Annotated in this window: 14 protein-coding genes; 10 read left to right on the top strand and 4 right to left on the bottom strand. The window is 69.7% G+C overall.

Going from position 1 to position 15,372, the window contains the following annotated elements:
* The first annotated feature begins 6 nt into the window (after window positions 1-6).
* From Q5696_RS18100 to Q5696_RS18090, 3 genes are read left to right on the top strand one after another with little or no spacing between them, the layout of a single operon-like run.
* On the top strand, window positions 7-1,029 hold the full coding sequence (locus tag Q5696_RS18100) for a FecCD family ABC transporter permease (protein WP_305092637.1): 1,023 nt from the start codon (window positions 7-9) through the stop codon (window positions 1,027-1,029).
* Window positions 1,026-1,793: an ABC transporter ATP-binding protein gene (locus Q5696_RS18095; RefSeq protein ID WP_305092636.1), complete on the top strand. Its 768-nt coding sequence runs from the start codon at window positions 1,026-1,028 to the stop codon at window positions 1,791-1,793. The genes Q5696_RS18100 and Q5696_RS18095 overlap by 4 nt, the downstream gene beginning before the upstream one ends.
* Window positions 1,793-2,671 (top strand): MBL fold metallo-hydrolase, encoded by an 879-nt coding sequence (locus Q5696_RS18090; protein ID WP_305092635.1) that lies wholly within the window; start codon window positions 1,793-1,795, stop codon window positions 2,669-2,671. Before Q5696_RS18095 ends, Q5696_RS18090 begins: the two co-directional genes overlap by 1 nt.
* Here Q5696_RS18090 and Q5696_RS18085 read toward each other — a convergent pair.
* Both Q5696_RS18085 and Q5696_RS18080 read right to left on the bottom strand, forming a co-directional pair.
* Window positions 2,602-3,363 carry an HAD-IIA family hydrolase gene (locus Q5696_RS18085; RefSeq protein ID WP_305095365.1) on the bottom strand — a complete coding sequence of 254 codons (762 nt, stop codon included), beginning with the start codon at window positions 3,361-3,363 and terminating at the stop codon, window positions 2,602-2,604. The genes Q5696_RS18090 and Q5696_RS18085 overlap by 70 nt on opposite strands.
* Window positions 3,364-3,417: 54 nt before the next feature.
* Complete coding sequence (locus tag Q5696_RS18080) at window positions 3,418-4,404, bottom strand: alpha/beta hydrolase (RefSeq protein ID WP_305092634.1); 987 nt, start codon at window positions 4,402-4,404, stop codon at window positions 3,418-3,420.
* 151 nt (window positions 4,405-4,555) lie between these two features.
* Between Q5696_RS18080 and Q5696_RS18075 the strand changes: the two genes are divergently transcribed.
* From Q5696_RS18075 to Q5696_RS18060, 4 genes are all read left to right on the top strand, one after another.
* Window positions 4,556-5,230 (top strand): hypothetical protein, encoded by a 675-nt coding sequence (locus tag Q5696_RS18075; RefSeq protein ID WP_305092633.1) that lies wholly within the window; start codon window positions 4,556-4,558, stop codon window positions 5,228-5,230.
* Window positions 5,227-5,703, top strand: coding sequence for an RDD family protein (locus Q5696_RS18070; protein WP_305092632.1), 477 nt, complete (start codon window positions 5,227-5,229; stop codon window positions 5,701-5,703). The genes Q5696_RS18075 and Q5696_RS18070 overlap by 4 nt, the downstream gene beginning before the upstream one ends.
* A gap of 73 nt (window positions 5,704-5,776) precedes the next feature.
* The gene (fgd, locus tag Q5696_RS18065) at window positions 5,777-6,790 is read left to right on the top strand and encodes a glucose-6-phosphate dehydrogenase (coenzyme-F420) (protein ID WP_305092631.1); all 1,014 of its coding nucleotides are present in this window, start codon (window positions 5,777-5,779) and stop codon (window positions 6,788-6,790) included.
* A 38-nt stretch (window positions 6,791-6,828) separates the two neighbouring features.
* The gene (locus tag Q5696_RS18060; protein WP_305092630.1) at window positions 6,829-7,431 is read left to right on the top strand and encodes a suppressor of fused domain protein; all 603 of its coding nucleotides are present in this window, start codon (window positions 6,829-6,831) and stop codon (window positions 7,429-7,431) included.
* Window positions 7,432-7,456: 25 nt separating this feature from the next.
* Here Q5696_RS18060 and Q5696_RS18055 read toward each other — a convergent pair whose 3' ends face one another.
* Window positions 7,457-7,966, bottom strand: a complete 510-nt coding sequence (locus Q5696_RS18055; RefSeq protein WP_305092629.1) for a nitroreductase family deazaflavin-dependent oxidoreductase — start codon at window positions 7,964-7,966, stop codon at window positions 7,457-7,459.
* Window positions 7,967-8,006: 40 nt separating this feature from the next.
* Here Q5696_RS18055 and pta point away from each other — a divergent pair, with 40 nt between their 5' ends.
* The 3 genes from pta to ctaD all read left to right on the top strand — a co-directional run bounded on the left by pta (window position 8,007) and on the right by ctaD (window position 13,116).
* A complete protein-coding gene (gene pta, locus Q5696_RS18050; protein ID WP_305092628.1) occupies window positions 8,007-10,088 on the top strand; it encodes a phosphate acetyltransferase in 2,082 nt (693 codons plus the stop codon).
* Window positions 10,085-11,275 carry an acetate/propionate family kinase gene (locus Q5696_RS18045; protein ID WP_305092627.1) on the top strand — a complete coding sequence of 397 codons (1,191 nt, stop codon included), beginning with the start codon at window positions 10,085-10,087 and terminating at the stop codon, window positions 11,273-11,275. Before pta ends, Q5696_RS18045 begins: the two co-directional genes overlap by 4 nt.
* Before the next feature lie 86 nt (window positions 11,276-11,361).
* Window positions 11,362-13,116, top strand: a complete 1,755-nt coding sequence (gene ctaD / locus Q5696_RS18040) for an aa3-type cytochrome oxidase subunit I (RefSeq protein ID WP_305092626.1) — start codon at window positions 11,362-11,364, stop codon at window positions 13,114-13,116.
* Window positions 13,117-13,129: 13 nt separating this feature from the next.
* Here the strand turns inward: ctaD and Q5696_RS18035 are convergent, their stop codons facing one another.
* Complete coding sequence (locus tag Q5696_RS18035) at window positions 13,130-15,361, bottom strand: serine/threonine-protein kinase (protein ID WP_305092625.1); 2,232 nt, start codon at window positions 15,359-15,361, stop codon at window positions 13,130-13,132.
* Window positions 15,362-15,372 lie beyond the last annotated feature (11 nt).

Genomic DNA, 15,372 nt, shown 5'->3' with positions numbered 1-15,372 from the left:
CCCGGCGTGACGACCACCCGCCGGGCCGTCGTCGTCGGTGCCGCCGTGATCCTGCTGCTGGCGGCACTGGCCGTCGGGATCACGGTGGGCCCGGCCGGGCTGACGACCCGCGGGGTGTTCCTCGACCTCCTGGACGCGGTGCCCGGCATCGACGTCGACTCGGGGCTGACGTCCCAGCAGCACGCGATCCTGTGGAAGATCCGGTTGCCGCGGGTGGTGCTCGGTGCTGTGGTCGGGGCGATGCTCGCCCTCGCCGGTGCCGCCTACCAGGGGGTGTTCCGCAACCCGCTCGCCGACCCGTTCCTGCTCGGTGTCTCGAGCGGTGCCGGGCTCGGCGCCACCGCGGCGATCGTGTCGGGGGCCGCGATGGGCACGTTCGGGATTCCCGCGGCCGCGTTCGTCGGCGGCGTCCTCGCGGTCACCGTCACCTATCTGCTCGGCCGCGGTGTCGGCGGGGTCCGCAGCGAGGTCGTCATCATCCTCGCCGGTGTCGCGGTCGCGGCGTTCGCGAACGCCGCCCAGACGTTCCTGCAGCAGCGGCACGACGAGACCCTGCGGCAGGTGTATTCGTGGCTGCTCGGCCGGCTCGCCACCGACGGCTGGACGCAGGTCGTGATGGTGCTGCCGTACGTGGTGGTTGCGACCGTCGTGATCGCCCTGCACCGGCGGATGCTCGACGTGATGGCCGTCGGCGACACCGAGGCCGCATCCCTCGGTGTGCACCCCACCCGGGTGCGGTTGACGCTGGTGGCGGCCGCGACCCTCGGCACCGCCGCGGTGGTGTCGGTCAGCGGGCTCATCGGGTTCGTGGGCATCGTGGTGCCGCACATGATCCGGCTCGTCGTCGGCCCCGGACACCGGCTGCTGCTGCCGCTGTCGCTGCTGCTGGGGGCCGCGTTCCTGGTGGTGGCCGACGTCCTCGCCCGCACCCTCACCGCGCCGGCCGAACTGCCGATCGGTGTCGTGACCGCCGCGATCGGGGCGCCGTTCTTCCTGCTGGTGCTGCGCCGCGCCCGGGCGGTCTCGTGATCACCTCGGCGGGCCTGCGGGTCGAGCGGGGGCGGGCGGTCGTCCTGGACGGCGTCGATCTCACGGTGACGGCGGGGGAGTGGGTGGCGGTCGTCGGGCCCAACGGCGCCGGCAAGACCACCCTGTTGCACGCCCTGGCGGGGCTGGTGCCGTCGACCGGGACGGTCACCGTCGACGGGCACGACCCGGCCCGGACGTCGCGTCGGACGATGGCCCGGTCGGTGGCGTTGATGGCGCAGCGGCCGATCGTCCCCGACGGGGTGAGCGTGCGCGAACTGATCCTGCTCGGCCGCACCCCGCACGTGCCCCGGTTCGGCACCGAGACGGCGGCCGATCTGTCGATCGTCGACGACCTCCTCGACCGGCTCGACCTGCGGGAGTTGGCGTCGCGGCCGGCCACCGAACTGTCCGGCGGCGAACTGCAGCGGGTGGTGCTGGCCCGGTCCCTCGCACAGCAGCCGCGGGTCCTGCTGCTCGACGAACCGACCAGCGCCCTCGACATCGGCCACCAGCAGCAGGTGCTCGATCTCGTGCGCTCCCTGCAGGAGGCCGACGGGTTGACGGTGGTCGCGGCGATGCACGATCTCACCCTCGCGGGCCAGTACGGCCGCCGGATCGTGATGCTCTCGGGCGGCGCGGTCGTCGCGGACGGCACCCCGGCCGACGTGCTCACCGCGGAGCGGATCGCCGCCGTGTACGGGGCGCGGGTGGAGGTCCTGGACCGGCCGGGCGGGCCCGTGGTGCTGCCGATCGTGGGTGTCTGATGGAGGTCGTGCTGCTCGGGACCGGTGCCGCCGACGGCTGGCCCAACCCGTTCTGCGATTGCGACTCGTGCCGGACCACGATGGCGCGCGGGCAGGTCCGCGCCCAGACCGCGGCCCTCGTCGACGACATCCTGCTCCTCGACTGCGGGCCCGAGGTGCCCAGGTCCGCGGTGCGGGCCGGACGATCCCTGTCCCGGGTGCGGCACCTGCTGCTCACCCACGCCCACCCCGACCACGTGGGGCCGATGGCGCTGCTGATGCGCTCGTGGGTGAGCGTCGCACCGCTCGACGTCGTCGGCCCACCCGAGGCACTCGACCTGTGCCGGGAGTGGGTGGCGCCCGACGCCGCGGTTCGCTGGATCCCGGTCGCGGCCGGTGACGTCGTCGACCTCGACGGCTACCGGATCCGGGTGCTCGGCGCCGCCCACCGGGTGCAGCGCGACGGCGACTGTGTGCTGTACGAGGTGGCGGCGGATACTCGGAAACTGTTGTGGGCCACGGATACCGGGCCTCTCCCCGAGTCGACCATGGACGTGGTGTCCGGCGCCGCCTACGACGCCGTGTTCCTCGAGGAAACGTTCGGCGACCTCGTCGAGCACGCCGGCGACCACCTCGACCTGCGCACCTTCCCGCAGGCGCTCGCGGCACTGCGCAACGTCGGTGCGATCACCGGCCGCACCGACGTCGTCGCCGTGCACCTCGGCCACCACAATCCCGTCGATCTACCGGATCGGTTGCGGCCGTTCGGTGCCCGCATCGTCGACGACGGCACGGTGGTACCGGTCGGTGCGGGGGTGCCGGTGGGGGCTCACCCGAACGGGTCGGCGGTGCGTCCCACCAGATCGGCGACCGAGTCGAGCACCAGCGTCGGACGGTAGGGGAACGTCTCGACGGTCTGCCGGGTGGAGATACCGGTGAGCACCAGGATGGTCTGCAGGCCGGCCTCGAGACCGGACACGACGTCGGTGTCCATCCGGTCCCCGATCATGAGCGTGTTCTCCGAGTGTGCCCCGATCGCGCGCAGCGCCGAGCGCATCATCAGCGGATTCGGTTTGCCCACGTAGTACGGCTCGCGGCCCGTCGCACGCGTGATGAGTGCGGCCACCGAACCGGTTGCCGGAAGCGAACCTTCACGGGACGGGCCGGTGGCGTCGGGGTTGGTGGCGATGAACCGGGCGCCGCGTTCGACGAGCCGGATCGCGGTGGTGATCGCCTCGAACGAGTAGGTGCGGGTCTCGCCGAGCACGACGTAGTCGGGGTCGTTGTCGGTGAGGACGTAACCGATCTCGTGCAGGGCGGTGGTGAGACCGGATTCGCCCACCACGTAGGCGCTCCCGCCGGGGCGCTGGTTCTTCAGGAACGTCGCCGTCGCCAGCGCGGAGGTCCAGATCGACTTCTCCGGGATGTCGAGTCCGCTGCGCAGCAGACGCGCCCGTAGATCACGGGGTGTCCGGATCGAGTTGTTGGTCAGCACGATGAAGGGCGTGCCGGCTTCCTGCAGCTCGGCGAGGAAGTCGTCGGCGCCGGGAATGATGTGTTCTTCGTGGACGAGAACCCCGTCCATGTCCATGAGGTACGTCCAGCCGGGGTTCCGCTCATCGGTGCTCACGGGGTCCAGTATCCGTCATGCGCCGATCGCCGGGCCGATCACGGCCCACGAATCGCGCATCTCGGCCTCGAACACGCCCCACGTGTGGCCGCCGACGTCGCGGTACACGACGGTCGCGGGGATGCCGAGCGACCGCAGCCGTGCGTCCATCATGCGGGTGCAGTTGTCGGTGACGGCCTCCACGACACCGCCCCCGATGGCCTGCGGCAGCGCCCACCGAGGATCGAGCTGGTCGATCGCGCCGGGCATTCCGGACGCCGCGGACAGGTACAAGGCCTTGCCGCGCAAGCCTTCCGCCTGCACCAGTGGATCGTGCTGCACCCACAGCGGGCCGCCGCCGGGACCCCACATGTTGTTCACGTTGCCGCCGCCGCGCAGTTCCACCATCGACCGCACCATCGCCTGCCCGCCCGCGCTGCTCGTGCCCGCGCAGCCGCTGTACGAGCCGACGGCCCGGTACACGTCGGGCGCCTGGATCGCGAGGTCGAGGACCGGGCCCGCCGCCATCGACACCCCGCCGATCGCGTTCACCCCGGTCGTCCCGAACATGGCGTCGATCGCCGGCGGCAGCTCGCGGGTGAGGAACGTCTGCCACTTGTTGCGACCCAGCACCGGATCGTCGGCGACCCAGTCGGTGTACATCGAGAACGCGCCGCCCACCGGGAGCACCACGTTGACGTGCTTGTCCGCGAAGAACTGGGTGACGTTCGTGTTGTTGAACCACGAGACGCCGTCCTCGCCGCCGGTGATGCCGGTGAGCAGGTAGAACGTGGGTGCCGGTCCGCCCCCGGCCGGGTGGATGACATCGCTCGTCACGATCCGGCCCATCGACGGCGAGAACACCGACACCCGCGTCACCCGATCGCTCACGACCGTCGTCCCCGTCACTGCCCCGACCGGCGACGGATTGGCCTGTGCGGTGGCCGCGCCGCCGGGGGCGGCGCCGAGGGCCGTGAGTACGAGCATTCCGACGAGCGTGAGAATCGCACCGAAGCTTCTCATCGCGCACCTCCCGCCGATTCGGCGTGAATTGCATTCCGGCTGAACGAAGCTCGTCCCAGCATAGTGGCCCGAACGGTCCCGGTGGGTGCGATCGGGGCCGCGACCGGGACCGGGAATCGACATTCGCGCCCACAGAGTCTTGGATGTCGGTATGGACGGCAGTCGAACTCCCGACCCGGTGCGGGTGATCGCCGGATTCGCCGCACTCGTCGGGGACGGCGCCCGGGCCGCCGCGAGCACCGTGCTCGACACCGCCGCCAGGATCCCCGTCCTGGGTGACGGGCTCGCGACCCTCGAATCCCGCGGCGACACCGCGATCCGGGCCACGGCCGGCGTCGTCGACGACGTTCTGCGCGCGGTGCTGCGCAAGGTGGTGGCGGTCGCGCTCACCGAGGTGGACCTCACCGCCGTCGTCCGGGACCACGTGGACCTGGACGCGATCGTCGACGGCGTGGACATCGAACGGATCGTGGACCGGGTGGACGTCGACGGCATAGCGGCGAAGGTCGACATCGACCGCATCGTGGACCGGGTGGACGTCGACGGCATCGCCGCGAAGGTCGACATCGCCCCGATCCTCGAGCGGGTGGACGTGGACGCTGTCGCCGACGGTGTCGACCTGCAACGGATCATCGACCGCCTCGACCTCGTCGGCCTGTCGAACCAGGTGATCGACGGTGTCGACCTGCAGCGGATCATCCGTGAGTCCACCAGCACGATGTCGACCGAGGCGGTGCGTGGCGCGCGGGCGCAGGGCATGGCCGCCGACGACGCCGTCTCCGGGTTCGTCGGACGCCTGTTCGGCCGTGACGGTGGCACCGAGTGAACACGCCCCCACGGCTCGACCCCGAGCATCGGCCGGCCGGCATCGTCACCCGCGGGATCGCGGCCCTGATCGACATCGGGGTGGTGCTGTTCCTGATGGGGACCATCTACATGGGCCTCGTGTTCGCCCGACTGTTGTTCTCGCCGCAGGAGTTCCGTTTCCCGCAGGCCCAGTTCCTGCAGTCGGCCACGACGTTCGTCGGACTGTCCGTCGCCTATCTGACGGTGTGCTGGGCGACGAACGGGCGCACGGTCGGCGCGGTCGCGATGGGGCTGCGCCTGGTCGGCAGTCGTGGGCGTCTGGTGCGGTGGCCGCGGTGCGCGGCCCGCGCGATCCTGTGCGTGCTGTTCGGATTCGGGCTGGCCTGGGTGATCGTCGACCCGCGGCGGCGCTCCCTGCAGGACATCGTGCTGAGAACGTCCGTCGTCTACGACTGGAAACCGGATCCGCAACTGGTGACCGGCCACGAGTGAGATGCCGCCCACATCCGCGACCCGGTGGCAGGCATACTCGAACCATCGAATCGGGTAGACGATCGGAGAACCGGTGGCACAGGCACTGAAGTTGGGGTTGAAGGCGTCCGCGGAGCAGTTCGGGCCGCGTGATCTGGTGGAGCTGGGGGTGATGGCCGAGGAACACGGCCTCGACAGCGTCACCGTCAGTGACCATTTCCAGCCGTGGCGGCACAACGGCGGGCACGCCCCGTTCTCGATCTCGTGGATGACGGCGGTCGGGGAACGCACCCGGCGGCTGCAACTGGGGACATCGGTGATGACCCCGACGTTCCGGTACAACCCGGCGGTGGTGGCGCAGGCGTTCGCGACGATGGGCTGCCTGTACCCGGGACGCGTCATGCTCGGTGTGGGCACCGGTGAAGCCCTCAACGAGATCGCCACCGGTTTCGAGGGCGAGTGGCCCGAATTCAAGGAGCGGTTCGCACGGCTGCGCGAGGCGGTGCAGCTGATGCGGGACCTGTGGACCGGTGACCGCGTCGACTTCGAGGGCCAGTACTACCGCACCAAGGGTGCGTCGATCTACGACGTCCCCGAGGGCGGCATCCCGGTCTACATCGCTGCCGGTGGTCCCGTCGTCGCCCGCTACGCGGGCCGCGCGGGCGACGGGTTCATCTGCACGTCCGGCAAGGGCATGGACCTGTACACCGAGAAGCTGATCCCCGCCGTGAAGGAGGGGTGCGAGAAGGCGGCCCGCAACTTCGACGACGTCGACCGCATGATCGAGATCAAGATCTCGTACGACACCGATCCGGCGGCCGCCTTGGAGAACACCCGGTTCTGGGCGCCGCTGTCGCTGACCGCGGAACAGAAGCACTCCATCGACGACCCCATCGAGATGGAGGCCGCCGCCGACGCCCTGCCCATCGAACAGGTCGCCAAGCGGTGGATCGTCGCCTCCGACCCCGACGCCGCCGTCGAACAGATCAAGCCCTACCTCGACGCCGGACTCAACCACCTCGTGTTCCATGCACCCGGCCACGACCAGAAGCGGTTCCTCGACCTGTTCGAGCGTGACCTCGCACCGCGGCTGCGCGCACTGGCCTGACGCGGGTTCCACCGGAACCGGCCTCTAGGCTCGTTCCCATGGAATCCAGCGAAGACGTCCGGGCCGCAGCACACCGCATCGGTGAGGTGTTCGGTGGAGCACCCCAGGTGCTGCGGTTCCGGGACGCGACCCCGGACGACACGGACGGCGAGAAGCCGGACGAGGTGGCGATCGCGGTCGGCGACGGTTGCCCCGGCCCGGGATATGCGTCGTACGCGACGCTGGACATGACGCGGTTCCCGACGAACGTCACCACCGAGGACGGCCGCCCGATCCGCACCGAACTGATCACCGTCGGCCGCGCCGACTACCGGCCCATGTCCGACGTCCTCGCCCGGTGCGCGTTCCGGATCGCCGCCGGCTCCTTCCACGTCACCCCGAACACCATCGTGCCCAACGCCGTTCACGACGCCGACCCGGGACACTCCACACGGCACGTGCTGCTGGTCGTCCCGTTCCTCTGGCCCGACCTCGAGATCCTCGTCGACCGGGACGACGCCGTGGACACGTGGCTGCAGGCCGTCCCCGTCACCGACGCCGAACTGCAGTTCGCATCCCGCTACGGCACCGACGAGCTGTTCACCCGCCTCGAAAAAGCCGGCGCGGACGTGTCGAACATCGACCGGCCGTCGGTTGCTTGATCCCGGCACCGCCGAGGTCGCCTGATCAGCGGCGGGTGAGCACGAACATGCGCAGGTCGCGGTCGGTGCGTCCCCGGTAGACGCCGTAGGCGCCGGCCAGATCGACGAACTTCGCGTACAGCCGGTCCTTCTCGTCGCCGGTGACACGGGTGGCGAGGACGGGGATGTCTCGTCCGGCCATCGTCACGCTCGCTTCCGGCTGTGCCAGCAGGTTCGCGGTCCAGGCGGGGTGGTGGGCCTGCCCGAAGTTGCTGCCCACCACGACCAGGCGGTCGGCGTCCCGGATGTACAGCAGGGGACTGGTGCGGCGCTGCCCGGACTTGCGGCCGATCGTGTTGAGCAGCACGGTCGGTGCGCCGATGGGGCCGAGGACGGTGAACCGGCCCCGGCTGCGTTCGAGGAGACGCCGGTCGACGCCGGCGAGATTGCGGATCGTCCACGACCCGAGCCGTGTCGACGCGAACGCGATGCCGGGGCGGCGCAGGATGCTGGTCTCCGAGCCCCACCGGACGTCCGGAAATGTCGAATCACTCATGGGCGTCGATTATGCGCGACAGCTCACTAGGCTGTGCCGCATGGCTGATACGGGGACCGTGTCGAGCGTGTACATCGCGGCACCGGAGGGCGACACCGGCAAGTCCACGGTGGCGCTGGGGGTGCTGCGGATGCTGTGTGCGTCGACGGCGCGGGTGGGAGTGTTCCGGCCGATCACCCGTTCGGTCGACGAGACGGACCACATTCTCGAACTCGTCCTCGACCATGCGACGGCCGATCTCACGTACGAGCAGTGTGTGGGGGTGACGTACGAGCAGGTGCACGCCGACCCCGACGGCGCCCTGGCCGAGATCGTCTCCCGCTACCACGACGTGGCCGCCCGGTGCGACGCCGTCGTGATCGTGGGTTCCGACTACACCGACGTGCCGAACCCCAGCGAGCTCGGCTACAACGCCCGGATCGCCGCGAACCTCGAGGCGCCGGTTCTGCTGACCCTGCGCGGCGCCCGCCGTACCCCGCACGAGGTGGGGCAGCTCGCCGACGTGTGCGTCGCGGAACTGACTGCGCACCACGCACATCCGGTGGCGATCGTCGTGAACCGGTGCCCGCCGGACCGGCTCGACGAGTACGCGGCCGCGCCGTCCGTCGTCGGCGTTCCGGTGTGGAGCCTGCCGGAGATTCCACTGCTGTTCGCGCCCACGGTCACCGAACTGCTCGACGCCGTCGGCGGCACCCTCTTCAGCGGTGACCCGGAGCTGCTGCACCGGGAGGCCGTGGAGGTGTCGGTGGGGGCGATGACCGCCGAGCACATTCTCGAACGGATCACCGAGGGCGCACTCGTCATCGTGCCGGGGGACCGGTCGGACGTGCTGCTCGCTCTCGTCAACGCGCACGAGGCGCAGGGTTTCCCGTCGCTGTCGGGGATCGTGATGAGCGGCGGAATCCTCCCGCACCCGGCGGTGGCCGAACTGATCGCCGGCCTCGGGCCGCGGCTGCCGATCCTGGCGACGACGCTCGGCTCGTTCGAGGCCGCGACCGTGGCCGCGCAGACCCGCGGCCGGATGTCGACGGGGGCGCTGCGCAAGATCGACATCGCGCTGGCGCTGACCGAGCGGCATGTCGAGGCACCCGCCCTGATCGAACGGCTGCGGGTGGAGTTCCCGTCGGTGGTCACACCCCAGATGTTCGAGTACCAGCTGCTCGACCGGGCTCGCGCAGACCCGAAACGGATCGTGCTCCCGGAGGCCGACGACGACCGGATCCTGCGTGCGGCGGGCCGGCTGCTGCGCCGCCGCGTGGTCGATCTGATCCTCCTCGGCGACGAGACGCGGGTGCGGTCCCGCGCCGCCGAACTCGGCGTGGACCTGGCGTCGGCGACCGTCCTGGACCCGGGACGATCCGAATATCTCGAGGACTTCGCGGCCGAGTACACGCGGCTGCGGGCGCACCGCGGCATGACGACGGAACGGGCACGCGAGGTCATGACCGACATCTCGTATTTCGGAACGATGATGGTGCACAAGGGAATCGCAGACGGAATGGTGTCCGGTGCCGCACACACGACCGCGCACACCGTGCGGCCGTCGTTCGAGATCGTCAAGACCCGGCCCGGGGTGTCGACGGTGTCGAGCATCTTCCTGATGTGCCTCGCGGACCGGGTCCTCGCGTACGGGGACTGCGCGGTCGTCCCGGACCCGACGGCCGAACAGCTCGCCGACATCGCGATCTCGTCCGCCGAGACGGCAGCGGTGTTCGGGATCGAACCGCGGATCGCGATGCTGTCCTACTCGACGGGCGACTCCGGTAGCGGCGCCGGCGTCGACAAGGTGCGTGCCGCCACCGCTCTGGTGCACGATCGGCGGCCGGACCTGCTCGTGGAGGGCCCCATCCAGTACGACGCCGCCGTCGAACCCACCGTCGCGCACACCAAGCTGCCGGGGTCGCAGGTGGCCGGTCGGGCGACGGTGTTCGTGTTCCCCGACCTCAACACCGGCAACAACACGTACAAGGCCGTGCAGCGCAGCGCCGGGGCGGTCGCCGTCGGACCGGTCCTGCAGGGCCTGAACCGTCCGGTGAACGACCTGTCCCGCGGCGCGACCGTACAGGACATCGTCAACACGGTCGCGATCACCGCGATCCAGGCCCAGGAGGTGCAGAAGTGAGCGAACCGGTTGTGCTGGTGATCAATTCGGGATCGTCGTCGATCAAGTTCCAGCTCGTCGAACCGGGGTCGGGGCGGGTAGACGGGTCGGGGCTGATCGAGCGCATCGGCGAGTCGTCGGGGCATCTCGTCTACCACTACGACGGCGGGGTGATCGAACGCGACGACGTGATCGAAGACCACACCGCCGGACTGCACGCCGCCGAGGAGGTCGTCGCCGAAGCGGGACGTTCCCTCGCAGAACGGGGTGTCGCGGTGGTGGGGCACCGGGTGGTGCACGGCGGGCCCGTGTTCCGGGAGCCGACGCTGCTCGACGACGCTGTCGTCGCCGAACTGAAACGGCTGTCTCCGCTTGCGCCGCTGCACAATCCGCCGAACGTTGCCGGTATCGAGGTGGCGCGCCGGCTGCTGCCGGACGTACCGCACGTCGCCGTGTTCGACACGGCCTTCTTCCACACCCTGCCCGAGGCGGCCGCGACGTACGCGATCGACACCGCGGTGGCCCACGCGAACGGGGTGCGCCGCTACGGATTCCACGGAACGTCACACGAGTACGTCGGCGAGCGGGCCGCCGCGTTCCTCGGACGGGACCTCGAGGAGACGAACCAGATCGTGCTGCATCTGGGCAACGGGGCGTCGGTGTCGGCGATCCGAGGTGGCGTCGCGGTCGACACGTCGATGGGGATGACACCGCTCGAGGGCCTGGTGATGGGAACGCGCAGCGGCGATCTGGACGCCGGCGTGATCCTGCACCTGATCCGGAACGCGGGCATGACGGTCGACGAGCTCGACGACCTGCTCAACCGGCACTCCGGGCTGCTCGGAATGTGCGGGGAGAACGACTTCCGGGCGGTGCGCGCCATGATCGACGACGGTGACCCGGCCGCACGGCTGGCGTACGACGTGTACGTGCACCGGCTGCGTCGCTACCTGGGCGCCTATCTCGTCGAACTCGGGGGAGCCGATGCGATCGTGTTCACCGGCGGGGTGGGCGAGCACAGTGCGATCCTGCGCCGGGACGCACTTGCCGGACTGGGCGGTCTCGGTATCGTGGTGGACCCGGACCGCAACGAGTCCCCGGACGGCAGTGAACGCCGGATCGGGGCCGACGGCTCGGCCGTCGAGATCCTCGTGATCCCCACCGACGAGGAACTCGCGATCGCACGAAAATCGATCGCGCTCGTGTAGTTCCCGCAGATCGGGGACGGTCGGCCACCGGCAACGGGACTTTGGCCCCTCGTCCGGGAACCCTTGGACGTCCGAATATGTCCGGTATGGTTGCCAACCCCGAGATCGATCTCGCTCCACCACGCACGCCGACGGCGTCGCGGCCGCTGCCCGCCCGCCGCGGCGCAGCCGGGTCCAAGGGTGCCTTCGTACACAAGATGGTGACGACCACCGACCCCAAGGTGCTCGGGATCATGTACCTGGTCACGGCGTTCGCCTTCTTCCTCGTCGGTGGCCTGATGGCGCTGCTGATGCGTACCGAGCTCGCGGTGCCGGGTCTGCAGTTCCTGTCGAACGAGCAGTTCAACCAGCTGTTCACGATGCACGGCACGATCATGCTGCTGCTGTACGCGACGCCGGTCGTGTTCGGCTTCGCGAACTACATCGTCCCGCTGCAGATCGGTGCGCCGGACGTGAGCTTCCCGCGTCTGAACGCGCTGAGTTACTGGTTCTACCTGTTCGGTGGTCTGATCGCGACGGCCGGCTTCATCACCCCCGGTGGTGCCGCGGACTTCGGCTGGACCGCGTACGTGCCGCTGTCGAACGGTGTGCACAGCCCGGGCGTCGGCGCGGACCTGTGGATCATGGGTCTGGCCCTGGGCGGCGTCGGCACCATCCTCGGTGCGGTCAACTTCATCACCACGATCGTGTGCCTGCGCGCACCCGGCATGACCATGTTCCGGATGCCGATCTTCGTGTGGAACATCCTGATCACGTCGCTGTTGATCCTGTTGGTGTTTCCGTTGCTCGCGGCCGCGTTGATCGGCCTGTGGGTGGACCGGCACCTCGGGGCGCACCTGTTCGACCCGGCGACCGGCGGAGTCATGTTGTGGCAGCACCTGTTCTGGTTCTTCGGCCACCCCGAGGTGTATGTCATCGCGCTGCCGTTCTTCGGCATCGTCTCGGAGATCTTCCCGGTGTTCTCGCGCAAGCCGATCTTCGGTTACAGCGGCCTGGTGTACGCCACCATCGGCATCGCGGCCCTGTCGATCGCGGTGTGGGCGCACCACATGTACGCCACGGGAGCCGTTCTGCTGCCGTTCTTCTCGTTCATGACGTTCCTCATCGCCGTGCCGACCGGCGTGAAGTTCTTCAACTGGATCGGCACCATGTGGCGCGGCCACCTCACGTTCGAGTCGCCGATGCTGTTCGCGGTCGGCTTCCTGGTGACGTTCCTGTTCGGTGGCCTGTCGGGCGTGCTGCTCGCGTCCCCGCCGATCGACTTCCACGTCACCGACACCTATTTCGTGGTTGCGCACTTCCACTACGTGCTGTTCGGCACCATCGTGTTCGCCACCTACGCGGGCATCTACTTCTGGTTCCCGAAGATGACCGGCCGCCTCATGGACGAACGGTTGGGTAAGTGGCACTTCTGGTTGACGTTCGTCGGCTTCCACGCCACGTTCCTGGTGCAGCACTGGCTCGGCAACGAGGGCATGCCGCGCCGCTACGCCGACTACCTGCCCACCGACGGGTTCACCACACTGAACACGATCTCCACGATCGGCTCGTTCATCCTCGGCGCCTCGACGCTGCCGTTCCTGTGGAACGTCTTCAAGAGCTACCGCTACGGCCAGGTCGTCACCGTCGACGACCCGTGGGGCTACGGCAACTCCCTCGAGTGGGCCACCAGCTGCCCGCCGCCGCGGCACAACTTCACCGAACTGCCCCGGATCCGTTCGGAGCGCCCGGCATTCGAGCTGCACTACCCGCACATGGTCGAACGCCTGCGCGCCGAATCCCACGTCGGATGGGGACACGGCGGCAAGGAACAGACAGTGCAGGAACCGGCACGAGCCTGACCGTCAGGTCCGGTCAGAACAGACTCCGGGGCCGCACGACGTTCGCGAGATCGACGAGCGTGTAGCGGTGTGTGGCGGTGGGGGCGCCACGCGCCATCGCACGCAGTGCGGCCTCGGTGCCCGCACGCAGGCCGCGCTCGGTGAAGGGGACACCGAGCAGCGGCTCGCGTGCGGTGGTGGGGGTGTTCCCGGCGAGCAGCCACTGCAGCGCGGTCCCCAGCACCACCGTCCGCATCTGCGGTCGCCGGATCTCCTTGTGCGGTAGGGCATCGATCCGATCCGCGCACTCGCGCAGCGTCTTCTCGTCGATCGAACCGATCGGCCGCACCGACAGGTAGGTCAGAACGGCGGTCATCCGGGCCACACCGTAGGTGCGGGAGCCCGCCGGCACCTGGTCGAGTGCCTCGACGGCGCCGCGGACGTCGCCGGCAGCGGACAGGCAGCGTGCCAGCCCGAACGCGGCGCTGACGACGTTGCGATCCATCTGCCACACCGTGCGGTAGTTCTCCTCCGCCGACCGCCGCCACCGGTCCGCGTCGTCGCCGTCCTCGGCGAGCAGCAGTTCTGCGGTGGCGGCCAGCGCCAGCTTCGGCGAGATCTCCCCGGGCAGTGCGGCATCGACGGTCTCGAACGAGTCGTGGGCTGCCGGAATGTCGCCGGCGACGAGCGCGACGAGACCCGAGTACCAGTCGATCCGCCAATCGTACGGATGCGCTGCACCCAGCGGTTGCAGCAGTGTGCGGGCCCGTCGGGTGTCTCCGAGGTCGAGATGGGCCCGCACTTCCGCGAGCACGAGTTCGAGCGACTCGGGCGCATCGGGATCGCGTTCCTCACGGGACCGGTCGAGCACGTCGAGCGTCACCCGCGGGTCGCTGTGCACGGCCGAGTTGACGAGCGGCGCACCCGGATCGTCGGTGTCGACGAGGGGTACCGCGAGCGCCGCCGCGACCCGGCGGGCGCTGAGCTTGCGGTCGCGTTCGACACCGTCCGCGAACACGTCGGTCTGTTCGACCACCTCGTCCGAACCGAACACCGCGCGCTGCCGGGTGAACATCGTCGACAGGGCCGGATGCTCCTGATGCGTCCGGCAGGACACGATCTCCCGCAGCACTCCGCCCAGCTGCCCGGCGATCTCGGCGGCCGACGAGAACCGGCGCCGGGGGTCCGGGTCGGTGGCCCGCAGCAGGAGCCGCCGGAACGAGCCGTACTCGGCGAGCACCGGAGCCTGCTCGGGGGACGGCAGGCCGTCCGTGTAGTGCCCGTTCTCCGACGGGAGATTCACGGTCAGGGCGGCGAGAGTGCGCCCCACACCGTAGATGTCGGACGCCACGGTCGGTCCGGTCGAGGTGATCTCCGGCGCCTGGAATCCCGGTGTGCCGTACAGGTATCCGTAGCTCTCGAACGGGGCGACCGCACCCAGGTCGATCAACTTGATCTGTTCGTCGGTCACCATGACGTTGTCGGGTTTGAGATCGTTGTACGCCAGTCCGATCGAGTGCAGGTACTCGAGCGCGGGCAGCGCCTCGAGCACGTAGGCGATCGCCTCGTCGACGGGCATTCGCTCGGGACGCGGATACTGGGCGAGGATCTCCCGCAGCGACCGGCCGCCCACGTACTCCATCACGATGTAACTGGCGGTGAGATCCCGTTCGCGCCGCGACTCGACGAAGTTGTAGATCTTGACGATGCTCGGATGTTCCATCTCGGCGAGGAACTGGCGTTCCGCGGCGGCCACGGCCCGCGACTCGGCGTCCCCGAGTTGCAGCAGCCCCTTGAGGACCACCCACCGGTTGTCGACGTTGCGGTCGATCGCCAGGTAGATCCAGCCCAGCCCGCCGTGGGCGATGCAGCCCTGGACCTCGTACTGGCCGGCCACCAGGGTGCCGGGTTTCAGCAGCGGCGAGAACTCGAACCGGGATCCGCAGTGCGGGCAGAAACCCGACGTCGCCCCCGGATTGCCGTCGGTGCTCCGTCCCACCGGCTTGCCGCACTTCCAGCAGAAACGACGGTGCTCGGGCACCTTCGGATCGGTGAGGACCACCGACTGCGGATCGCGGGCCGGAATCGGGGCCACCTCCACGAGCCCGCCGCCGAGCAGGCGCCGGGTACGCACCCGCTGGGTGCGGGCCCGGCGGCCGGTACTGGGCGCGACCTCTTGCGCGGCGGTCGCGAGGAGTTCGTCCTCGGCCACGGCGGCCTGCGTGTGCGCCAGGTCCGCACCGTCCCGGTCGTCGTTCTCTCCCACGTCGTCTCCCG

Source organism: Prescottella sp. R16, from assembly GCF_030656875.1.
Taxonomy (GTDB): domain Bacteria; phylum Actinomycetota; class Actinomycetes; order Mycobacteriales; family Mycobacteriaceae; genus Prescottella.
The sequence above is the reverse complement of the archived record's forward strand: the minus strand, read 5'-3'. Positions and strand labels throughout refer to the sequence as shown.